This window comes from Tellurirhabdus rosea, assembly GCF_026278345.1.
In the GTDB taxonomy this organism is placed as follows: Bacteria; Bacteroidota; Bacteroidia; order Cytophagales; family Spirosomataceae; genus Tellurirhabdus; species Tellurirhabdus rosea.
Genome location: NZ_CP111085.1, coordinates 154,517 through 176,098, shown reverse-complemented (window position 1 = coordinate 176,098; position 21,582 = coordinate 154,517). Strand labels below are relative to the sequence as shown.

At 57.8% G+C, this 21,582-nt stretch carries 16 protein-coding genes; 9 read left to right on the top strand and 7 right to left on the bottom strand.

What is annotated here, in order from left to right:
* Positions 1–91 precede the first annotated feature (91 nt).
* Entirely contained in the window at positions 92–1,246 is a 1,155-nt protein-coding gene (locus tag ORG26_RS00715; RefSeq protein ID WP_266366400.1) for an acyl-CoA dehydrogenase family protein, read from the bottom strand.
* 296 nt (positions 1,247–1,542) lie between these two features.
* Here ORG26_RS00715 and ORG26_RS00710 point away from each other — a divergent pair, with 296 nt between their 5' ends.
* Genes ORG26_RS00710 through ORG26_RS00700 form a run of 3 tightly spaced genes read left to right on the top strand, consistent with a single transcriptional unit; the run spans position 1,543 to position 5,010 of the window.
* Positions 1,543–3,144, top strand: a complete 1,602-nt coding sequence (locus ORG26_RS00710; protein WP_266366398.1) for an NAD(P)/FAD-dependent oxidoreductase — start codon at positions 1,543–1,545, stop codon at positions 3,142–3,144.
* A 4-nt stretch (positions 3,145–3,148) separates the two neighbouring features.
* Positions 3,149–4,312: a hypothetical protein gene (locus ORG26_RS00705; protein WP_266366396.1), complete on the top strand. Its 1,164-nt coding sequence runs from the start codon at positions 3,149–3,151 to the stop codon at positions 4,310–4,312.
* Positions 4,313–4,368: 56 nt separating this feature from the next.
* On the top strand, positions 4,369–5,010 hold the full coding sequence (locus ORG26_RS00700) for an NUDIX hydrolase (RefSeq protein WP_266366394.1): 642 nt from the start codon (positions 4,369–4,371) through the stop codon (positions 5,008–5,010).
* An 8-nt stretch (positions 5,011–5,018) separates the two neighbouring features.
* On the opposite strand, the gene ORG26_RS00695 is transcribed toward ORG26_RS00700, so the two are convergent.
* From ORG26_RS00695 to ORG26_RS00680, 4 genes are all read right to left on the bottom strand, one after another.
* Positions 5,019–5,993, bottom strand: a complete 975-nt coding sequence (locus tag ORG26_RS00695; RefSeq protein WP_266366392.1) for an L-histidine N(alpha)-methyltransferase — start codon at positions 5,991–5,993, stop codon at positions 5,019–5,021.
* 30 nt (positions 5,994–6,023) lie between these two features.
* Complete coding sequence (gene egtB, locus ORG26_RS00690; protein WP_266366390.1) at positions 6,024–7,193, bottom strand: ergothioneine biosynthesis protein EgtB; 1,170 nt, start codon at positions 7,191–7,193, stop codon at positions 6,024–6,026.
* Entirely contained in the window at positions 7,193–8,854 is a 1,662-nt protein-coding gene (locus tag ORG26_RS00685) for an NAD(P)/FAD-dependent oxidoreductase (RefSeq protein WP_266366388.1), read from the bottom strand. Before ORG26_RS00685 ends, egtB begins: the two co-directional genes overlap by 1 nt.
* 95 nt (positions 8,855–8,949) lie before the next feature.
* On the bottom strand, positions 8,950–10,347 hold the full coding sequence (locus ORG26_RS00680) for an ATP-binding protein (protein WP_266366386.1): 1,398 nt from the start codon (positions 10,345–10,347) through the stop codon (positions 8,950–8,952).
* A 159-nt stretch (positions 10,348–10,506) separates the two neighbouring features.
* On the opposite strand from ORG26_RS00680, the gene ORG26_RS00675 reads away from it, so the two are divergent.
* From ORG26_RS00675 to ORG26_RS00660, 4 genes are all read left to right on the top strand, one after another.
* Positions 10,507–10,761: a type II toxin-antitoxin system Phd/YefM family antitoxin gene (locus tag ORG26_RS00675; RefSeq protein WP_266366383.1), complete on the top strand. Its 255-nt coding sequence runs from the start codon at positions 10,507–10,509 to the stop codon at positions 10,759–10,761.
* 30 nt (positions 10,762–10,791) lie between these two features.
* On the top strand, positions 10,792–11,052 hold the full coding sequence (locus ORG26_RS00670; RefSeq protein WP_266366381.1) for a type II toxin-antitoxin system RelE family toxin: 261 nt from the start codon (positions 10,792–10,794) through the stop codon (positions 11,050–11,052).
* A gap of 139 nt (positions 11,053–11,191) precedes the next feature.
* Positions 11,192–13,843, top strand: coding sequence for a DNA gyrase/topoisomerase IV subunit A (locus ORG26_RS00665; protein WP_266366380.1), 2,652 nt, complete (start codon positions 11,192–11,194; stop codon positions 13,841–13,843).
* Between the two features lie 136 nt (positions 13,844–13,979).
* Positions 13,980–14,690: a SanA/YdcF family protein gene (locus ORG26_RS00660; protein WP_323134329.1), complete on the top strand. Its 711-nt coding sequence runs from the start codon at positions 13,980–13,982 to the stop codon at positions 14,688–14,690.
* A gap of 95 nt (positions 14,691–14,785) precedes the next feature.
* Here the strand turns inward: ORG26_RS00660 and ORG26_RS00655 are convergent, their stop codons facing one another.
* Positions 14,786–15,295: a pyridoxamine 5'-phosphate oxidase family protein gene (locus ORG26_RS00655; protein WP_266366379.1), complete on the bottom strand. Its 510-nt coding sequence runs from the start codon at positions 15,293–15,295 to the stop codon at positions 14,786–14,788.
* A gap of 107 nt (positions 15,296–15,402) precedes the next feature.
* The gene (locus tag ORG26_RS00650) at positions 15,403–17,766 is read right to left on the bottom strand and encodes a TonB-dependent receptor (protein WP_266366378.1); all 2,364 of its coding nucleotides are present in this window, start codon (positions 17,764–17,766) and stop codon (positions 15,403–15,405) included.
* Positions 17,767–18,091: 325 nt separating this feature from the next.
* Here ORG26_RS00650 and ORG26_RS00645 point away from each other — a divergent pair, with 325 nt between their 5' ends.
* On the top strand, positions 18,092–20,044 hold the full coding sequence (locus tag ORG26_RS00645; protein ID WP_266366377.1) for a glycoside hydrolase family 88 protein: 1,953 nt from the start codon (positions 18,092–18,094) through the stop codon (positions 20,042–20,044).
* Positions 20,045–20,149: 105 nt separating this feature from the next.
* Positions 20,150–21,580 (top strand): glucuronate isomerase, encoded by a 1,431-nt coding sequence (uxaC, locus tag ORG26_RS00640; RefSeq protein WP_266366376.1) that lies wholly within the window; start codon positions 20,150–20,152, stop codon positions 21,578–21,580.
* Positions 21,581–21,582: the final 2 nt, after the last annotated feature.

The following is a 21,582-nucleotide window of genomic DNA, read 5'->3' as shown; positions in this document are numbered from 1 at the left end:
TTAAGAGTTAAGAGTTAAAAGTAGGCTCCGCTCAGTCAGGATACCTGAATTAGCGGAGCCTACTTTTAACTCTTAACTCTTAATTTTTAACTCACTTAAACGCTTGAATTCCTGTAATCTCGTTGCCCAGGATGAGGAGGTGGATGTCGTGGGTGCCTTCGTAGGTGATGACGGATTCGAGGTTCATCAGGTGGCGCATGATGGGGTAATCGCCGGTGATGCCCATGCCGCCGTGAATCTGCCGGGCTTCGCGGGCGATGTTCAGGGCCATTTCCACGTTGTTGCGTTTGGCGAGGGAGATTTGGGCCGTAGTCGCCCGGCCTTCGTTTTTGAGCACACCCAGCCGCCAGCAAAGAAGCTGCGCTTTCGTGATTTCCGTCAGCATTTCGGCCAGTTTCTTCTGGACCAGTTGAAAAGAGGCGATGGGCTTCCCAAACTGCTGACGCTCCAGCGAGTACTGCCGCGCCGATTCGAAACAGTCGAGCGCCGCCCCGACGGCCCCCCAGGCGATGCCGTACCGGGCCTGATCAAGGCAGGAAAGCGGACCTTTCAGACCTTCGACGCCGGGCAGCAGGTTTTCTTTGGGCACCCGCACATCCTGAAAAACCAGTTCGCCGGTCACGCTGGCCCGCAGCGACCATTTGTTGCCGATTTCGGGCGTGGTGAAGCCTTCCATGCCGCGTTCGACAATCAGCCCGCGCACCTTGCCCTGTTCGTTTCGCGCCCAGACCACGGCGAGGTCGGCCAGCGGGGAGTTGGTAATCCACAGCTTCGAGCCGTTGAGCAGGTAGTGGTCGCTGTGCTCGGTAAAGGTGGTTTCCATGCCGCCCGGATTGGAGCCGTGGTTGGGTTCGGTCAGCCCAAAACACCCGAGCAGTTGGCCGCTGGCGAGGCCGGGCAGGTATTTTCGCTTCTGTTCTTCCGAGCCATAGGCAAAAATCGGCCACATCACCAGCGAACTCTGTACCGACACCGTGGACCGCATGCCGGAGTCGCCGCGTTCGATTTCCTGCATCATGAGTCCGTAGGAAATGTAATCCAGCCCGCCGCCGCCGTATTCGGTCGGGATGGTTGGGCCAAAAGCGCCGATCTCGCCGAATTTGGGAACAATGAACGCCGGAAACTCGGCGCGCTGGGCGTGTTCTTCGATGATAGGACGGATTTCGCGGGTTACAAAATCCCGGATGGAGGTGCGAACCAGTTTGTGTTCGTCGTTCAGAAGGTCGTCGATGCAGTAAAAATCCATAAAATATCAACGGGCTTTAGCCCGTACGGGTGCGTGTGTTGATGAGGAGGCGCCGGTTTCTGCCTGGTTTCGGCCAATCCGGAAACAGGAGCTTGAACGGTTGAGCTTTAAAAAGCTTTCCGGGCTAAAGCCCGGGGATATAAAGCCCGGAAATATACGAACCGGTTCGCCGCCCAAGATGTTGACCAACGGGGATATTTCAAAGGAAAGGGCTAAAAAGTGTCCCTGACTTTCGTCATATTCCGTATTTTTGTCTTTCAACTAACTGTTTAGGGCTAGCTACCCTACCAGCATCCATGCATCAGTCGATTACCATGACCGTCGAGCCCGCCGTGGCGTTCGACGATACCTTATTTTTCCAGGAGGTTTGCCGTCGGGTACAGGTGCCGCCGACCGAGCAGCCCGTCGTGCGCAAAGTACGTCAGTCCATCGACGCCCGCGGCCGACAGGTCAAAGTCCATGTCGAGGCCGAAGTGTTCGTCGGGCAGGAACCTACTCCCCGCATTGCCTACCGGAAAGCCTACCCGAATGTCAGTAAAGCTCCCCAGGCGATTGTGGTCGGGGCGGGTCCGGCCGGACTTTTTGCCGCCCTCCGGCTGGTCGAACTGGGCATCAAACCCATCGTGATCGAACGGGGCAGTGATGTCCGCAAACGCCGCCGCGACCTGGCTGCCATCAACAAGGACCATGTCGTCAACCCCGAATCCAATTACTGCTTTGGCGAAGGCGGGGCCGGCACCTATTCTGATGGAAAGCTTTACACCCGTTCCAAAAAACGCGGCGACGTCCGCCGGATTCTGGAAATTCTGGTGGCCCACGGCGCCACCGAAGACATTCTGGTCGATGCCCACCCGCATATCGGCACCAACAAATTACCCAACGTCGTGGCCGACCTCCGCGAGAGCATTCTTGGGGCAGGCGGCGAAATTCACTTCGATACCAAAGTCGTTGATTTTCTGGTCGAAGTCGGCGAACTGAAGGGCGTCGTCACCGGCGACGGCCGCGAGCTGACCGGGCTGGGCGTTATTCTGGCTACCGGCCACTCGGCCCGGGATGTATTCGAGCTGTTACACCGGAAAAGTATTTTAATCGAATACAAGCCTTTTGCGATGGGCGTCCGGATCGAGCACCAGCAGGCGCTCATCGACCAGCTTCAGTACCATTTGCCGAAAAACGCCGCGGGTCGGGGCGATTACCTCCCGGCGGCGGCCTACAGTCTGGTGACCCAGACCCGCCACCGGGGCGTCGAACGGGGCGTGTTTTCCTTCTGCATGTGCCCGGGCGGGTTTATCGTCCCGGCGGCCACGGCTCCGGGCGAACTGGTGGTGAACGGCATGTCGCCTTCCCGCCGCGACTCCCGCTTTGCCAACTCGGGACTGGTGGTGGCGGTGAACGATGCGGACCTGAAGCCCTTCCGCGAATGGGGACCGCTGGCGGGCCTGCAATACCAGAAAGAGGTAGAACAGCGGGCCTGCCGAATGGGGAGTCTGGCCAGCGGCGAACCGTCCCAGACGGCCCCGGCCCAACGTGTGGCCGATTTTGTGGGCGGGCGCGTTTCGGCCAGTCTGCTGCCGACGTCTTACCAGCCGGGTCTGCGTTCGGTGGATATGTTCGAGGTGCTGCCCGAGGCCATCGCCGCGCCGCTGCGGCTCGGACTGGCGCAGTTTGGACAGATGATGCGGGGGTACGTGACCAACGAGGCGCAGCTGATCGGCACCGAAAGCCGGACGTCTTCGCCCGTGCGCATTCCCCGCGACCCGCTCTCGCTGGAGCACCCCGTCGTCAAACGGTTTTATCCCTGCGGCGAAGGGGCGGGGTATGCCGGCGGCATTGTTTCGGCGGCGATGGACGGAGAGAAATGCGCGGAACGGCTGGCCGCTCAATACGGAAATTTGTAATTCAATGAGGCTGAAGAACGTCATCGTCACGCTGTTGTTTATATTCGGAACGCCCTTGCTGCTGCACGCGCAGTGGGCGGTCCGCGACCGTCGGCCGAAGCCGCAGCATCACAGGCTGAAAGGCCCCGTCCGGCGGGCGACGCAGGTGCAGTCGCCGCTGAGCAACCGCCGGGCCGACTGGCTGGACGGTTACAGCGGACAGAATTATACGGAAGAATACAACCGGGCCGGACTGCTGCTGACCCGAATCCAGCGCGACGATTTCAACCAGCCCCATCAGGCCGTTCATTACACCTATGACGCGGCCGGGCAGGTGGAGACAGTGCGGGACGAACCGTTTCAGTCGGGCAGGATGGCCTCCACGTCCGGCGCGATGACGTACCGGTTCAATCCGGCGACGAACGTGCTGACCGTAGAAGACAGACGAATCATCATGGGGCAGCCCGTGAACCGGCGCTCGGAGGTGCGGGTCGATTCAGCGAAGGGCATTTACCACAAGCGTGAATTCACGAACGATACGGTGCTTGTCCAGGAGGTGGTGCGCCAGTGGGACCGCCGGGGCAACCCGACGATGCACGTGACGCGGACGAATCGTCAGTTTGAGTTCGGTTTCCGACCGGCGCGGTTTTCGGCGAAGGATTTGCAGAAATTTATGGGCGAAGTCACTCCGGGCGATACGGCCATGACGCCGGAAATACGACAGGCACTGGCAACCCTGAACCGCCGCGAGGACAGCCTGCGGCTGGCCCGGGAAAAACAGGGCACCGTCTGGGCCACTGATACGGTCCGTTACCGGAACGAATACGATACGCAGGGACGATTAGTGAAGCAGGAAGAAATCCACGGCGGCCGGTTGGTCGTACGTAAAGGAATTGTTTATGGCAAAACGACCCGTACCGTTACTTCTCAGTCTTTTGACCGGCAGGGGCAGTTGGGGAGTGAGCATGTGAACGAAGAAGACCTGACCACGAAAGCTATTCTGAAGTCCGTTTCCCGGAATCGGACAGGCGATAAATGGGAGGAAAACACGTATACCCGGCCGGTTTCTGAGCAATCGGTTTACCAGTATCGCTACGACCGGTATGGAAACTGGATTGAGAAAAAACAGGTTAAACCGAATGGCGTTCAGCCCGGACCGGCGTTGGTGCGGAGCATTGACTATTATTAAACGATGGGATCAAATACGTTTGATCTGCGGCCTCGACACCAGCCGCCATTGACTCTATGACCGACACCGATTTCCATACCTTCCGACAAAACCTGGCCCGCCGCCTGCAGCAGCCCCTTCCCGGTGTCGAATCGCACCGGAAAATGGCTTCGGCCTCGCGCCTGCGGGCCATGCTGCAGCCCAACGAGCGTACCCGCCGCAGTGCCGTCCTGATTCTGTTTTATCCGTATCAGGGTTCCATTTACCTGCCGCTGATCCTGCGGCCCCTGTACGATGGCGTGCATGCGGGCCAGATGGCGTTTCCGGGCGGACGGATGGAACGGACCGACGAGAACCTCATCCGGACGGCTTTGCGGGAGGCGCAGGAGGAAATCGGCATCCGGGTGTCAGATGTGCAGGTGCTGGGCAAACTGACCGAACTCTACATTCCGCCGAGCAATTTTTTTGTCCTGCCGGTCGTGGCGGCGATGTCCTGCAAACCGGATTTTTACCCGGACCCCCGCGAGGTGGACCGCGTGGTGGAGGTCCGGCTGGATGAACTCATGGACAGCACCATCATCGGCCAGAGCCGCATCGAAGTCCGCGGAGTGACCATCGACGCGCCGCATTACCACCTCCAGGGCTTTAATGTTTGGGGGGCTACGGCCATGATGATCAGCGAATTACTCGATGTCATCGAGTCGGCCAGCGTGGACTGACGGGCCGCTTACTCCGTGTGCAACCGCTCGAAAACGACGTCGGCGAAATACCCTTTGCAGTCGGTTTTCCATTCTTTAACCGCAAACCCCGTTTGTGCGGCCAGCCTGTTAATTTCCTCCGCCCTGAATTTCCGGCTAATTTCTGTGTGAATCAGGTCGGCGTACGGAAACGTCACTTCCCAGTCGAGCGCCCCGAACCGCACGGTCTGGGCCTTCTGGCTCACCAGATAACTCCGGGCCTCGCCGGTCTCGGGATTGTAGGTTTCGTAATGATCCCAGGCCGACAGGTCAAACGTGGCGTCCAGTTCCCGGTTCAGGCGCCGGAGCAGGTTGAGGTTGAAGGCCCGGGTCAGCCCCGCCGAATCGGTATAGGCCGCCTGAATCACGGCCGGATGTTTCTGCAGATCAAACCCCGTCACGACCAGATCGCCCGGACGGAGGCGCCGGGAAAGCTGGTGGTAAAACTCATGGATTTCGTCCCAGGCGTAGTTGCCGATGTTCGACCCCAGAAAAAGGACCACTTTTCGGGTGTACTCTTCCGACAGCAGGGCGAGCGCTCTGAAATAATCGTCGTGCTGCGGACGCACGTCCAGCCCCGGCCACTGCAACTGGAGCGCCGCCGCAAGCTGGTTGAGCGCATCTTCCGAAATATCGACCGGAATGTACGAGAAAGGCAGGTTCTGCTCCACAAAATGCCGGAGCAGCACTTTCGTTTTGAGACCGTCGCCGGGACCTAGTTCAATCAGTTCAAACGGTTCGCCGCCGGGGGAAAACAGCCGGGCGAAATCTTCTTTGTACTGAGCGAAAATTTCAAATTCCGAACGGGTCAGGTAGTATTCCGGCAGGTGCATGATCTGGGCAAAGAGCCGGCTGCCTTCGGTATCGTACAGAAGCCACGAAGGCAATCGCCGGGGTGACTGGCTCAATCCTTCCCGCACCGCCTCCGCCACCTCATTGCCCACCAATTGTTCATTATTCATCATTAATTATTCATTGCGGTACGCCGCGTTTCATTATTCGTTAAAAACCGTCCGGATTCCCATAAACTGCCACCGTTTGTCGGGCGGAAAAAAATTGCGGTAGGTCGGTCGGGAATGGCCTTCCGGCGTGGCGATCGAGGCTCCGCGGAGTACCATCTGGTTCACCATAAACTTGCCGTTGTACTCCCCAACGGCTCCTTCGGCGGTCTGGAAGCCGGGGTAGGGCAGGTAGGCCGAGGCCGTCCACTCCCAGCGGCGACCCCAGTTCAGGTACGGCTGCGCTACTTCCCATTCGGCTTCGGTCGGCAGCCGGGAGCCCTGCCAGCGGGCGAAGGCATCGGCTTCGTAGTAGCTGACGTGGCAAACCGGCTCGTCGGGCACCACGGGCTGCAATCCGTCGAAAGTGTAGTGCCACCATTGCCCGTCGATCTGGTGCCAGTACATCGGGGCGCTGATGCCGTGCTGGTTCACCCAGGCCCAGCCGTCGGAAAGCCAGTACCGGAAATTCCGGTAGCCGCCCGCTTCCAGGAAGTCGAGGTAGTCGGCATTGGTGACGAGCGCCGGGCGCAGGGCATAGTCGTTCAGATACACCTTGTGGCGGCCCAGTTCATTGTCAAAACAGAAGCCGTCCCCGGCATAACCGACGGAATAAACCCCTTCGGGAATGAGCAGGGGCTCCGGCGAAGCCGCCCGGTGTTCGTCCCACTGCAACGGAAGGGCGGCGGTCGGAAACAGGGGGTTATGCCCCAGAATGTATTTGATGTCCGTAACGAGCAGTTCCTGATGCTGCTGTTCGTGGTTCAGGCCGAGCTGAATGAGCGCCTCCAGTTCCGGCGAAGGGTCGGCGTTTTCCAGAAAATCAATCAGGTGCTGGTCCACGTAGGTCCGGTAGCGGTACACCTCTTCGACGGTCGGGCGGGTCATGTTGCCCCGGTCGGCGCGGAAAACCCGTTTTCCGACGGTTTCATAATAGCTGTTGAACACAAAGCTGAAATCGTCGTGAAAGAGGCGGTACGAGCGGACGTGAGGTTTGAGAACAAACTCTTCCCAGAACCAGGTCGTATGCCCCAGGTGCCATTTCGGCGGGCTGACATCGACCACGGGCTGAACGACATAATCTTCGGTTTGCAGCGGGCGGCAGATGGCCTCCGTATGCTGTCGAACGTTTCTGAATTGGGTGGATAAGCTAATTTGGGTGAGCATCAGGTTTCTGCAAGGTATTTATGAACAAAACTGACCGCCATCGCCCCTTCGCCCACGGCGGAGGCCACGCGGTTCATGGCACCGGCCCGCACGTCGCCCGCCGCAAAAATGCCCGGACTACAGGTTTCCAGCAGGTACGGTTCGCGGTCGAGTTTCCAGGTACGGGTGTAATCGTCGTAATTCACCAGATTGCGGCCGGTTTCGATGAAGCCTTTCGGGTCCCGGATGATGTTCAGTTCGATCCAGTCCGTCAAGGGCTTGGTGCCGATAAAAATGAATAACCCGCAGGCCGGGACTTTAGTTGTTTCGCCCGACTGGGTATTTCGCAAAACCAGGCAGGCCAGCCGTTCGTCGCCGAGTGCTTCCTCCACCTCCGTAAACGGCATCACCCGGATGTTGGGCGTGTTGTTAATCTGGTCGATGAGGTACTGCGACATCGTCTCGGACAGGTCCGCCCGGCGGATCAAAATAGAAACTTCCGAAGCGGTCCGCGACAGGTACATGGCCGCCTGACCGGCCGAATTGCCGCCGCCGACGACAAACACCGGCTTGTCCTTGAAGGCAAACGCCTCGACGGTGGCGGCCCCGTAGTAGACCCCCGCGCCGGTAAACCGCTCCAGACTCGGGTTGTCGAGCTTGTGGTACGAAACGCCCGTACTGAGCAGGATGCTCCGGGCCATGACCTCGCCGCCGTCGGCCAGATGAATCCGTTTGTACTGCCCCTCCGACTTGATGGACGTGACCTCCTGTGGGGCCAGAAATTCCACGCCGAACCGGGTCGCCTGGGTGATGGCCCGGCGGGTCAGTTCGGCACCGCTGAGGCCGTTGGGGAAGCCGAGATAATTTTCGATGCGGGAACTGGTGCCCGCCTGCCCGCCGGGCGCGCGCTTGTCGATCAGGATTGTCTTGAGTCCTTCCGACCCGCCATACACGGCGGCGGCCAGCCCGGCCGGACCGGCCCCGATAATGGCAAGGTCATACAGCGAGGCCGACGCCTTGGGCGAAAAGCCCAGCCGTTCGCCCAGTTGCGAAAGAGTGGGGCGTTTGAGCACGGAGCCGTCTTCCAGCACCACCGCCGGCAGGTCCGCCGGGGTGAGGCCGTTAACCTCCACCAGTTCCTTTGCCTTTTTAGAGGATTCGACGTCGAGCCACTGATACGGAAACAGATTGCCCGACAGAAAATCCTTCAAATCGTGGGTCTGGGGCGAAAACTGATACCCTACCAGCTGCATGCCTTCGAAACTGGGCCGGTAGTGCATCTGCCAGTCCGACAGCAGTTCGTCCAGCACCGGAAACAGTTTTTCTTCCGGCGGGTTCCAGGGCTTGGTCAGGTAGTAATCCAACTGCACATCGTTGATGGCCCGGATGGCGGCTTCAATATCCGAATAGGCCGTCAGCAGCACGGTTTTGGCTTCGGGAAAGAGCTTGCGGGCCTGGGCCAGAAAATCCACACCCAGCATTTCGGGCATCCGCTGGTCCGACACCAGCAGGGCGAGCGCCTCCTTGCGGCGCTTCAGCTCGGTCAGGGTTTCGAGGGCTTCGTGGGCCGACGTGGTGGCGATCACGCGATAGTCCTGCCGGTATTGCTGCCGCAGGTCCCGCCGCAGCGCCTGCAACACCGGCTCGTCGTCGTCAATGGCGAGAATGATAGGTTGTTTCATAGGGGAAGAATTTTGAATGATTGAATTTTGAATGATTGATAGGTTGGCTTCGCAGTGCCAGAATGAGCGGAGTCAACCTATCAATTATTCAAAATTCAATCATTCATTTTTACCGGAAGGCACACCTTGAACTCGGTCCTTCCCGGTCGGGAATCTACGTAGATTTTTCCGTGGTGATGGTCGATGATGGACTGCACGATGTCGAGGCCGAGGCCGGTGCCTTTGCCGATTTCCTTCGTCGTGAAAAACGGGTCGAAAATGCGGTCCTTGATGTCGGCGGGGATGCCGGAGCCGTTGTCCACGAAGCGGACATCGACGAACTCCCGGTCGGGCTGGGCCGAGATCGTGAGCTGACCCCCTTCGGGCATGGCGTCGATGGCGTTGTCGGCCAGATTGGTCCAGACCTGGTTCAGTTCGCTGGGGAACGCTTCGACGGCGGGCAGGTCCGGGTGCATATCCAGGGCCACCCGGATGTTTTTGGTCTTTAGTTTGTGCTTGAGCAGCGTCAGCGTACTTTCCAGCCCTTCCCGAATCTGGATGCAGTCCTTGCCGATGCCGCGGTCCATGTGCGTGTAGGACTTGATGGCGCCGATGAGCGTGGCGATGCGGCCGGAGGCGTCGGTGATCTCGTTGACGAGCGCTTCGGTCATCAGGTTGTTGCAGAGCCAGTTGAGCACGGTCGGCAGACTGTCGGGCGAGGTGATGCGGGCGATGGTGTCCAGGTCGTCGGGCGAGAACCCCGCTTCGGTCAGATTTTCGGCCAGGCTGGTCGCGCCCGGAACGTCGTGGTCGTCGAGCCAGTCGGTCAGGTCGTCTTCCCGGCTGCTTTTTTCCAGCAGCGAGAGCCGGGCGCTCTGGCCGCGCTGCCGGATTTTCTCGAAAAGCAAGGTCTGAATTTCGTCCACCTTTTCCGGTTCCAGTTGCAGCGTCAGGACTTTCTTGAACTGTTCGGGCGTGGCGTGCAGGTGTTCTTTGAGGGTCCCGACGCTGCGGACGATGGCGGCCACGGGGTTGTTGAGTTCGTGCGCCAGTCCTGCCGACAATCGTCCGAGCGAAATCATCTTTTCGTTCTGCTGCATCTGGCGGGTGTATTCCCGGACGCGGGTCGTCATCTGGTGCACCAGCACTTCGGTCAGTTCGTACTGCGTCTGGATCATTTCCCGGAAGTGGTCGCGGTGGAGCAGGAGGGCGGCGGCGGGTTCCAGCGTTTTCCAGAAGGTGGCCGATTCTTTCATGCGGGAAAAGGGCAGCACGCCCGAAAGGCTCCCGGCCTCCCAGATACCGAGTTCGTGCTGCTGCCCGGCCTGGAGCGTGTACATCTGAAAACGGCCTTCCAGAAGAATGAACAGATGGTCGACGGGGTCGCCGGGCTGGTAAAGAATCGTATCGGCCGGAAAATCCCGGCATTCGCCCCGGTCGACGAGCCAGGTAAGCTGGTCATCCGGAACGGTATCGAACAACGGGTTGTCGTTCAGGACGGTGAGGCAATTCATAAAAAGAGGTGTGGTGTTGGGGTTTCGTCTCCAAAACTGCGGTTGGGGAAACTTTGTTGAAACTACGAAAAAGAAAAACAGCGGCCAAGATATTTAGGGGTAAAGAGAACGGTACAAACTGTACAGAATGTTAGTTTTGTAAAAAAAGAGCGAAAAGCCATGACAACCGTAAGCGCACAGGAAGCCCGCAAACAGTTTTCGGACATCATCAGCAAGGCGGCGTTCGGCCACGACCCGGTCATCATCACGCGGCAGGGTAAAGAAATTGCGGCCATTATTTCGATGGAAGAGCTAAAGCGGTTTCAGGAACTGGAGGACCATTTCGACGTCCTGGAGGCGGAGAAGAGGTTAGCCAATCCGGAAAACTTCATTCCCTGGGAGGAGGCCCGCAAAACCCTCGGTCTGGATATTTAATCTCCCCACGCATAACCCACCGATTGCCACATGAAAGAGTACACCGTCGTTATCGAGAAAACGGCCCTTAAATTTCTGGGGGCAGTCCAGCCCGAAACGCGCCGACGTATTGCCAAAGCAATCGACGCTCTGGCCCGGCAACCCCGCCCGCCGGGTTGCAAAAAACTGAATGGTGTGAGCACTCTCTACCGCATCCGCGTGGGTGACTACCGGGTTATCTATACCATTCGGGACGAGCAGTTGCTTGTTTTGGTAATCAAAATAGGCGACCGGAAGGAAATCTATGACTGAGCCGAAAAATCCCGGTTTATGCCAGAAAAAAGCGTGTTTTTCTGGCGACAATGTTGTAACTTTAGGGAGTTTCCGCAGGGTGAACAGGGCGCTTTTTGCCCCGCTTTCCCTGCTTATCTGTCATTCGTAAACAGGACCCATGAGCGAAATTCTGGAGCCCACTGATTCCGACAAAACACACGACAACGAAGAGACCCTGCACGACCAGACCGTTGTGTCGGGCTTGTACGAAAACTGGTTTTTAGATTACGCCTCGTACGTTATCCTGGAGCGGGCCGTGCCGGCCGTCGAAGACGGGCTGAAGCCCGTGCAGCGCCGTATTCTGCACGCCCTGCGGGAGATGGACGACGGGCGCTTCAACAAAGTGGCCAACGTGATCGGGGCCACCATGCAGTATCACCCCCACGGCGATGCCTCCATCGGCGACGCCATGGTCACGATGGGGCAGAAAAATCTGCTCTTCGATATTCAGGGTAACTGGGGCGACATCCGGACCGGCGACGGGGCCGCGGCGCCGCGTTACATCGAAGTCCGGCTTTCCAAGTTCGGCAACGAGGTCGTTTTCAATCCGCAGACGACCGAATGGCAGCTTTCCTACGACGGCCGCAAGAAGGAACCCATTACGCTTCCGGTCAAATTCCCGCTCCTGCTGGCGATGGGCGTCGAAGGAATCGCCGTCGGCCTTTCGACCAAAGTGCTGCCGCATAATTTCAACGAACTGCTCGAAGCGTCGATCAACGTTCTGAAAGACAAGCCGTTTGAGCTTTATCCGGACTTCCCGACGGGCGGGCAGATGGACGCGTCCAATTACAACGACGGCCTGCGCGGCGGCAAGGTCCGCGTTCGCGCCCGGATTGAGGAACTGGACAAAAAGACGCTGGTGATCCGGGAGATTCCGTTCGGCACCACCACGACTTCCGTCAAGGACTCGATCATCAAGGCCAACGACGACGGGAAGATCAAAATCAAGAAGGTGGAGGACCTGACGTCGAAGGACGTGGAAATCCACGTGCACCTCGCGCCGGGCGTTTCGCCGGACATCACCATCGATGCCCTGTACGCCTTCACGGAATGCGAAGTGTCGATTTCGCCCAACGCCTGCGTCATCATCGCCGATAAGCCGCACTTTGTTTCGGTTTCCGAAATTCTGCGCACCTGCACCGAACAGACCGTCCGGCTGCTGGAACGGGAATTGCAGATCCGGAAGGGAGAACTGATGGAGAAACTGCTGTACAGTTCGCTCGAAAAAATCTTCATCGAAAACCGGATTTACCGGAAAATCGAAGAGTGTGAAACCTTCGAGGCGGTGCTGGAAACCATCGACAAGGCGCTGACGAAGTTTAAAAAGCAGTTCTACCGCGAGATCACGCAAGACGACCTGATTCGCCTGACCGAAATCCGGATCAAACGGATTTCGAAATACGACACCTTCAAGGCCGAGGAACTGATGCGGCGGCTGCAGGAAGAACTGGCCGAGGTGGAAGACAACCTGTCCAACCTGACCCGCTACGCCATCGCGTACTTCCGCGACCTGATCAAGAAGTACGGCAAAGGCCGGGAACGGAAAACGGAAATCCGGGCCTTCGGGACCATCGCGGCCAACATCGTCGCGGCGGCCAACCAGAAACTGTACGTGGACCGCGAAAACGGCTTTATCGGCTACGGCCTTAAGAAGGAAGAGTTTGTGTCGGACTGCTCGGACATCGACGACATCATCGTGTTCCGCCGCGATGGCAAATGCCTGGTGACGAAGATTCAGGAAAAGACGTTTGTCGGCAAGGACATCATTTACTGCTCGGTTTTCAAGAAGAACGACGAGCGGAAGGTTTACAACCTGGTGTATCTCGACGCCAAATCGGGCATTTCGATGGTGAAGCGTTTCAACGTGACCGCCGTGACGCGCGACCGGGAATACGACCTGACGATGGGCAACCCCAAATCGAAAGTGCTTTGGTTTACGGCCAACGACAACGGCGAGGCCGAGGTGCTGACGGTGAACCTGACGGCACAAAGTTCGGCCAAGGTGAAACAGTTTGACTTCAACTTTGCGTCTGTAGCTATTAAGAATCGGTCGGCACAGGGAAACATCCTGACCAAATACCCGGTTCGTAAGATAGTGCAGAAGTCGGGCGGCGTCTCGACGCTGGGGGGTATGGACATCTGGTACGACGAGCACCTGGGCCGGCTCAACCGCGACGAGCGGGGCCGTTATCTGGGCAACTTCGACAACGGCGATACGATTCTGGTGCTGTTCAAGTCGGGACAATACGAGCTGACCAACTACAGCCTCATCAATCACTACGAACCGAATAACATCGAGATTATCGAGAAATTCGATCCGGAAAAAGTGATCTCGGCGGTGTATTTTGATGCACTCAAAAAAATGTGGTTCGTCAAGCGGTTCCGGATCGAGACCAAGACAATCGAGACGAAATTCAGCTTTATCGGCGATGCCAAAGGGTCGAAGCTGGTGGCCGTTTCTACGGACAAACACCCGCGCATTGAACTGTCCTACCAGGAAAAAGACCGTAGCCCGGTTGAGAAAATGGTTCTGGAGCCGGACGTGTTCATCGATGTGCGGGGCATGAAGGCGCAGGGCAAGCCGCTTACCTTTGCCCGGGTGAAGGAAGCCCGGGTGCTGGAACCCAGACAGGCGGAGGAGGGACCCGACGAGCAGCCCGCCGAACCCGCGGCCAGCCTGAGCGTTCCGGAGCCGGAGCCGGAAGTGGAAGTGACGGAACCGACGCCGATTGAGTCTATAGGCGTAAAACAGCTCGATCTGTTTTCCTAAGTAAATTTTTGAAGGGATTTAGGTTTTGAGTTTATAGTTTAGTGTTCATAGTTTGTAGTCTGGGAACAACTATAAACCATAAACTATAAACTCAACCCCTAATACTTTAACCCAAAACCAGTTCGTCAGCCATGTTATGAATCCGATGGAGTACATGACCGCCCGGCAACCCGGCGACTACCCCGGAAACCTGAAACGCCGCCTTGTGATGATGCGTCTGAAACGCGTCATTAAGCTGGGTATTGCCGCAGGTTTTCTGGGATTGCTGCTGGTACTGCTCTGCAACTGGTGGGTTGTGTACTCTACCCGGAGACAGATTTATTTCGATATCAACGAGCTGCCTTCCAACGATGTAGCCCTCGTGCTGGGGACCAGCAAATACGTCAAAAGCGGGAAGGAAAACCTGTTTTTCCGGTACCGGATGGATGCCACGGCCCGGCTTTTTAAAGAAGGAAAAATCAAATACATCATCCTCAGCGGCAACAACGACTCGGAGTATTACAACGAGCCGGTGGACATGAAAAAAGCCCTGCTGAAACGGGGCGTGCCCGAAGAGGTGATGACGCTGGATTATGCCGGCTTCCGGACCTTCGACTCCATTGTTCGCTGTAAGGAGGTCTTTAATCAGGACAAGATTACCATCGTCTCCCAAAATTTCCACAACGCCCGGGCCCTGTACATCGGCAACAATGAGGGCATCGAAGCGATTGCCTTTTCCGCCCAGGACGTGCCCGACGGCTACTCCATCCGTACGCTCATCCGCGAGTACCTCGCCCGCCCGCTCGCCATGCTCGACGTGCACGTGCTCAGGCCCCAGCCGGAGCAGGACAATCGGGAAATTAAATGATTGAATTTTGAATGATTGACTGGATGATTAGGCTTCGCCGTAATTCCGCTGCGAAGCCATTCAACCTATCAATCATTCAAAATTCAGTCATTCAACTACTTCGCCTCTTCGCCAAACTTCTCATTCCGCCCGCTCGTATCCGGCTGGCCGGTGACGGCGCCTTTTACCATTTCGAAAATCGTCATCATCTTGCCGCCCGGACGGTCCCAGAATTCGCCCTGATGCGTCCTGACCTTGATGAGGGTGATGCGCGGGTCGTCTTTGCCGCCGGGAAACCAGGTTTTCAGGAAGTCTTTCCAGAGCTGGTCGATTTTCTGTTTGTCGTGCACGACCTCGGCAGTTCCGGAGGTGGCTACGTAAGTTTCCGAAGCCTGGTCCGTGAACGTCAGACTGACGCGGTTGTTGCGGGAAATTTCATCTACCTTGTTGGAGTCGTTGTAAGTGAAAAACCACATCGAGCCGTCGGGGTCGAGGTCGTGGGTAGCCATCGGGCGGCTGTGGAAATCGCCGTCCGTCTCCTGCGTGGTCATCATGGCGATCCGGATGTCCTTGATTTTTTCCTTCAGCGTGCTCAGCTCCGTCGGCTGTAATGTCTGGGCCTGCATAACGTTGTGTGTTTGGTTTCTTAATGCAACCCGGTGTTTGCCGGAATGTTATGGCACCGCCGATACCTCACAGGCTAACCGGTCGGTATCGGCGGGCGGGGGAACCGTTACCAGGCGACCCGGTAGCTCAGCACGGGAATAAGCGGTACGCCGTAAAAGGTTTTGACGGAGCCGGATTTGGCATCAAAATACCGCCCGTACACATTCTGCCGGTTGGACACGTTCTGGATGTCGAGCGACCAGGTGCGGGTGGATTGCGGGCGGTTCTTTTTCCAACTAAACCGAACGTCCGTCCGGAAATAATCGGGCAGCTGCTCGCTGAAGGTCAGCCGGTCGATGTACACCGTTTCGCCTTTTTCCTGCGAGGCGGCCACGTCGATGGGCGTGGTCCGGTAACCGCCGTAATAGCTCAGCTTCAGGTTCAGGCCGATGATGCTCCGGCGGAAAAGCCCCGTTTCGCCCGTCGTGATTTCTTTCCCGGCCAGAAAACTGGTCGCGAAGTTGCCGTTGAAGCGGGTATCCCGCCAGATGTTGTCCGAGCCTTTGTATTTCGATTCGTACACCGACGAAGACCAGAGGAAATACAGGCCGTTGTGCATGAACTGTTCGAGCGTCAGTTCTGCGCCGTAGTTCCGGCCGCGGCCCCGGTTCGTCAGCGGATCGAAGACCAGCCCGTCGAAGCTGTTGACCAGGGCAAACGCGTCCCGTTTGTCGGCACTGATCGGAATATTGAACAGCGACTGGTAGTAGGTTTCCGCCTTGACGCGCAGGTGGTCGTTGAGGAGCCAGTCGTACCCGAGCACGAGGTGGTGCGATTTGGTAAACTTCAGATTCTGATTCGGTGAACCTTCCAAGTCAGTAGAGCCGGGAATCTGGACAAAGTAGGTGGCGATGTTCTGCATCTGGCTGTGCAGGCCATACCCCAGACTCAGCGACTGTTTCGGCGTAAATGCCCAGCGCACCGACCCACGCGGCTCCAGCGCCTGCGCATTGTTCAGCGACAGGCCCAGGTAGTGCAGCCCGGCGTTGAAGGTCAGCTGTTCGGTCGGCCGGTAGTTCCATTGTGCGAACGATTGCAGGGTGTACGTCTGGTTATTCGTCCGGACCTGCTGAACCTGCCGGTCGAGGTCCTCATCCCAGCCTTTGCGATTCAGATCGTAGCTCAGCTGCGCCCCGATGAGGCCCGCCCGGAGGGTATGTTTCGGATTGAATTTATAGGTCAGCGTCGAGGAAATGATCCGCTTCTGCACGGTAAACGATTCGTTGGTGCGTTCGCTGGCACGGTATTGTTCGTCAAAATATTCGCTGCGGTAGCCCTGGCGGAAGCCCGAAGCCAGCACCACCGTCCGCAGGAACGCCCGACGGTTCAGGTTCAGCGAATGGGTGACGCCCGCCGCGCCGGTGTTCGAGATAAACTTGTCGGTATAGCGGTCAAAGTCGGACTCCCAGGCCGAAGAGTCTTTTTTCGCCGCGATGCCGTCGCTGCTCAGGCCGCCGAAACCAAAGACAGTGAAGTTCCCGAGTTTGTTCGTCGGCAGGTATACGTTGAACGAAAGGTCCTGAAACACCTGCAGGCCCGACCCGACCGGAACCCCGATTTTGGACAGAATGCCGAGCGTCGAATAGCGGTAATTGAAGAGGTAAGACCCTTTGTAATGTTTGGAAAAAGGCCCTTCGCTGGAAACGTCCAGCCCCAGCACCCCGGCCTGGATGGTGTGTTCCGCTTTGGCGTTGTTGCCCTTCCGGAGCCGCAGGTCGAACACCCCCGACAGCGCGTTGCCGTACTCCGCCGGAAACGCCCCGGTCATAAAGTCGGAATTGGCCAGCAGCTGGGCGCTCAGGATGGAGATGCCGCCGCCCGCCGTACCCAGGCCCGAGAAGTGGTTCGGATTGGGAATTTCGACGCCTTCCATGCGCCAGAGGAGGCCGTTGGGCGAGTTGCCCCGAATGACAATCTGGTTGCCGCCATCGTCGGCTCCCACCACCCCGGCAAAGGCCGTGGCCATACGGCCGGGGTCGTTGACGGCCGCGGCAAACTTCTGCGTTTCCTCCACCGAAAAGGTGCGGGCGCTGACGGTCGCCATGTCGTTCAGCGGCTTGTCTTTCTCGATAGTCGGCCGCACGTTGACTTCGGCCATCTGAATCATGGTCTCCTCCAACTGAATCGACAGGACGAGTTCTTTGCCCGTATCGACCACCACGTTGGACAAAACCCGGTCTTTGTAGCCGACAAACGAGATTCTGAAGCTCTGCCGTCCGGCCCGTACGCCGCCGATGCGGAAGGTGCCGTCCGAGTCGGTGGTCGCTCCCTGAAGCGGCTCGGTATTCAGCACGACCACGGTCGCTCCCGGAATGGGCGTTTGCAGGCTCTGGTCGAGAACGGTGCCCCGGACGGTCTGGGTCAGGGACTGGGCATGAACGGGCCGGGCAGCCAGCAGGGCGGCCGACAGAAGAAGTTGACGGAAAGTCATGGGTTGTTTACTGTTCGGTTACAGGCCTAAGACAGGCGTCCGGTGGCTTCCCCCTACGGCGATGCGAAAAATTTGTCCTGACGGAATAATCCGGAAACCGTGGGCGCTTTCCCCGAACGGCCCCGGCTCCGGGCCGGATTCGCCCCGACCGGCGGAAAAGAAATCCCGTTAACGTTTCCGGTAACGATTGCATAAAAAAAGTCGCCCAAAACCTGCAATGGATTCTTCTTTTCGTCCCATCTTTCAGGATAAGTTGGAAAAATTCAGTCTATCCGGAAGTACTTTCCGCGTTAAAAAGTCTTTCCTTCTCAAAATACAGCCTTCGATGAAAACCCGATTCCTACGTACCTTTTCCCTTCTGTTTGTCCCGTCTCTTCTGTTTGCTCAATCCGGTTCCGGGCCTTACTCGCAGCGCATGGCCGCTTCGATCATGAACACCCACAAGGACTCGGTGGCCTACGCCAAAGAAGGCAAGGACGCCCGCTGGGAGTACGAGACCGGCGTCCTGTTCCGGGGCCTCGAACAGGTCTGGTACCGCACCGGCGACGCCCGTTATTTCGATTTTATCAAGAAAACAATGGACCGGTACGTCGGCAACGATGGCCATATCCGGACCTATAAACAGGAAGATTTCAACATCGACCACGTGACGCCGGGCCGGGCGCTGCTGATGCTCTACCAGCAGACCCTTCCGAACAAGGAAAAATACCGCAAGGCCGCCGATCTGCTCCGCGAGCAGCTGGCCAAGCAGCCGCGGACGAAAGAGGGCGGTTTCTGGCATAAAAAACGGTATCCTTACCAGATGTGGCTCGACGGGCTGTACATGGGCGAGCCGTTTTACGCCGAATACAGCCTGCTCTTCAACCAGCCGGAGAACTTCAACGACATCATCAACCAGTTTGTCTGGATGGAACAGCACGCCCGGGATGCCAAAACCGGCCTGCTCTACCACGGCTGGGACGAAAGCCGGGAGCAGAAATGGGCCGACAAACAGACGGGCAAGTCGCCTAACTTCTGGAGCCGGGCGATGGGCTGGTACGCGATGGCGCTGGTCGATGTGCTCGATTACATCCCGCAGAACCACCCCCGCCGCGGCGAAGTGGTCGCCATTCTGCAACGCATAATGCCCGCCGTGGCGAAATACCAGGACCCGAAAGAGGGCCTCTGGTACCAGGTGACGGACAAAATCGGCGGTAAGGGCAACTACCTGGAAGCCTCCGGGTCGGCCATGTTTGTGTACGCCCTCGCCAAAGGCGTCCGCCTGGGTTATCTGCCTTCCGCGCTGATGGCCAATGCCAAACGCGGCTACGAAGGCATGCTGAAAAACTTCATCAGCACCGACAAGGACGGCTACATTCACCTGGAAAAAACGGTGAGCGTCAGCGGACTGGGCGGCAACCCGTACCGCGACGGCAGCTACGAGTACTACCTGAGCGAACCCATCCGGCAGGACGATCTCAAAGGCGTCGGGCCGTTTATCATGGCGAGCGTGGAGATGGAGATTGCGGCGGAGCAGGCCGTTGGCAAAGGCAAGAAAGTGGCCGTTGACAATTACTTCAACCGCGAGTTCCGCAAAGGCTTCAACGGCGAGCAGGAACCGTTTCACTACACCTGGGAAGACCGGCAGCATCCCGGCTTTTACTTCTGGGGCGGCTCGTTCCGCGACCTCGGCGCGCAGACGGTAACGGTCGGCTCGGCCCCCACGGCCGCTTCGCTCAAAGGCATCGACGTGTACATCATCGTGGACCCGGACACCCCGAAAGAAACGGCCAAACCGAACTACGTGGCGGATGCCGACATCAAGGCCATTACGGAGTACGTCAAAAACGGCGGCGTGCTGGTGCTGATGGCCAACGACACTTCCAACTGTGAGCACAAGAACTTCAACCGGCTGGCGGCTCAGTTCGGCATGCAGTTTCTGCCCAAAAACGTGAACATGGTGCAGGGCACGCAGTGGGAGCAGGGGCTGGTCAACATTCCGGCCAATAATCCGATCTTCAAAACGACCCGGGCCGTCTACATCAAGGAACTGGCGCCGGTGGAGGTGAAAGCCCCGGCCAAAGCCGTCGTGAGCGAAAAAGGCGACGTGATCATGGCCGTAGCCAAAGTCGGCAAAGGCACCGTTTTCGCCGTCGGCGATCCCTGGCTCTACAACGAGTACGTGGATGGCAGACGCATTCCGGCCCGGTACGAGAACTTCAAAGCGGGCAAAGAACTCGCCAAATGGCTGCTCGAACAGACCGGCAACGGCGCGGCGGCCCTGTCCAGTAAAAAATAGTCAGACAAATATCTTGGTTAAATTTTAGGCAGAACAGCCTTTCCCCGGTACAGAACTGCCCCCGTGACGGGAAAGGTCTGATCTGCTGATGAAATCCTACTTGCTATGAAGCCCTTTTTAGACGAAGACTTTCTGCTCCAGACCAATACGGCCCGGCAACTTTATCATGAGTACTCGAAGGCCATGCCGATCATCGATTACCATTGCCACCTGCCGCCCGATCAGATTGCCGAAGACCGGCATTTCGAGAACCTGACGCAAATCTGGCTTTACGGGGATCACTATAAATGGCGGGCCATGCGGACCAACGGCGTGGACGAAAGCTACTGCACGGGCAACCAGTCCGATTTTGCCAAGTTCCAAAAATGGGCCGAAACCGTGCCCTACACCGTCCGGAACCCGCTTTTTCACTGGACGCATCTCGAACTCCAGCGCTATTTCAGCGTGACCGAAGTGCTCAACGGCAAATCGGCCCGGCGGATTTACGACCAGTGTAACGAGCAGATGCAGTCGCCCGACTTTTCTGTGCGGAACCTGCTGCGCCGGATGAACGTGGAAACGGTCTGCACGACCGACGACCCGACGGATTCGCTGGAACACCACCAGAAAATCGCCGAGGACGGATTCGAGATTTCGGTGCTGCCCACCTTCCGCCCGGACAAAGCGATGGCGGTGGAAGACGCGGCCGCGTTTAACCAGTACGTTGGCAAGCTGGAAGCCGCTTCGGGCGTTTCGATCGGCTCGTTCGACGACTTCATGGCGGCGCTGCAGCAGCGGCACGATTACTTTGCCTTGATGGGCGGCAAACTCTCCGACCACGGGCTGGAGCAGATTTATGCTGAAGACTATACCGAAGCCGAAATAAAAGCCATCTTCGACAAGGTCCGCGCCGGTCGCTCGCTCGACGGGCAGGAAGTGCTGAAGTTCAAGTCGGCCATGCTGGTTTATCTGGCCGAAATGGACTGGGCGAAAGGCTGGACGCAGCAGTTTCACCTCGGGGCGCTGCGCAACAACAATTCCCGGATGCTGCGGCAGCTGGGCCCGGATACGGGCTGGGACAGCATCGGGGATTTCTCGCAGGGACGGGCCCTGGCCAAATTCCTGAATCGGCTGGATACCAACGACAAACTCGCCAAGACGGTCCTCTATAACCTGAATCCGGCCGACAACGAACTGATGGCGACGATGGTCGGAAACTTCAACGACGGCTCGGTGGCGGGTAAGGTTCAGTTTGGCTCCGGCTGGTGGTTCCTCGACCAGAAAGACGGCATGGAAAAGCAGATGAACGCCCTCTCGAACATGGGTCTGCTGAGCCGTTTTGTCGGTATGCTCACCGATTCGCGCAGCTTCCTGAGCTACCCGCGTCACGAATATTTCCGCCGGATTCTGTGCAACCTGTTCGGCAACGATATCGAAAACGGCGAACTGCCGTACGATATGGAATGGATGGGCGGCATCGTGCAGGACATCAGCTACCGGAATGCAAAGTCGTATTTTGGCTTTTCGGAGGTGCAAAAACTGCAAGTGAACGTGTAAAA

Bases quoted from the DNA above. Each gene is read 5' to 3' on its own strand.
- ORG26_RS00715 (WP_266366400.1), bottom strand. From the start codon at position 1,246: ATGGATTTTTACTGCATCGACGACCTTCTGAACGACGAACACAAACTG.
- ORG26_RS00710 (WP_266366398.1), top strand. From the start codon at position 1,543: ATGCATCAGTCGATTACCATGACCGTCGAGCCCGCCGTGGCGTTCGAC.
- ORG26_RS00705 (WP_266366396.1), top strand. From the start codon at position 3,149: ATGAGGCTGAAGAACGTCATCGTCACGCTGTTGTTTATATTCGGAACG.
- ORG26_RS00700 (WP_266366394.1), top strand. From the start codon at position 4,369: ATGACCGACACCGATTTCCATACCTTCCGACAAAACCTGGCCCGCCGC.
- ORG26_RS00695 (WP_266366392.1), bottom strand. From the start codon at position 5,993: ATGATGAATAATGAACAATTGGTGGGCAATGAGGTGGCGGAGGCGGTG.
- egtB (WP_266366390.1), bottom strand. From the start codon at position 7,193: ATGCTCACCCAAATTAGCTTATCCACCCAATTCAGAAACGTTCGACAG.
- ORG26_RS00685 (WP_266366388.1), bottom strand. From the start codon at position 8,854: ATGAAACAACCTATCATTCTCGCCATTGACGACGACGAGCCGGTGTTG.
- ORG26_RS00680 (WP_266366386.1), bottom strand. From the start codon at position 10,347: ATGAATTGCCTCACCGTCCTGAACGACAACCCGTTGTTCGATACCGTT.
- ORG26_RS00675 (WP_266366383.1), top strand. From the start codon at position 10,507: ATGACAACCGTAAGCGCACAGGAAGCCCGCAAACAGTTTTCGGACATC.
- ORG26_RS00670 (WP_266366381.1), top strand. From the start codon at position 10,792: ATGAAAGAGTACACCGTCGTTATCGAGAAAACGGCCCTTAAATTTCTG.
- ORG26_RS00665 (WP_266366380.1), top strand. From the start codon at position 11,192: ATGAGCGAAATTCTGGAGCCCACTGATTCCGACAAAACACACGACAAC.
- ORG26_RS00660 (WP_323134329.1), top strand. From the start codon at position 13,980: ATGAATCCGATGGAGTACATGACCGCCCGGCAACCCGGCGACTACCCC.
- ORG26_RS00655 (WP_266366379.1), bottom strand. From the start codon at position 15,295: ATGCAGGCCCAGACATTACAGCCGACGGAGCTGAGCACGCTGAAGGAA.
- ORG26_RS00650 (WP_266366378.1), bottom strand. From the start codon at position 17,766: ATGACTTTCCGTCAACTTCTTCTGTCGGCCGCCCTGCTGGCTGCCCGG.
- ORG26_RS00645 (WP_266366377.1), top strand. From the start codon at position 18,092: ATGAAAACCCGATTCCTACGTACCTTTTCCCTTCTGTTTGTCCCGTCT.
- uxaC (WP_266366376.1), top strand. From the start codon at position 20,150: ATGAAGCCCTTTTTAGACGAAGACTTTCTGCTCCAGACCAATACGGCC.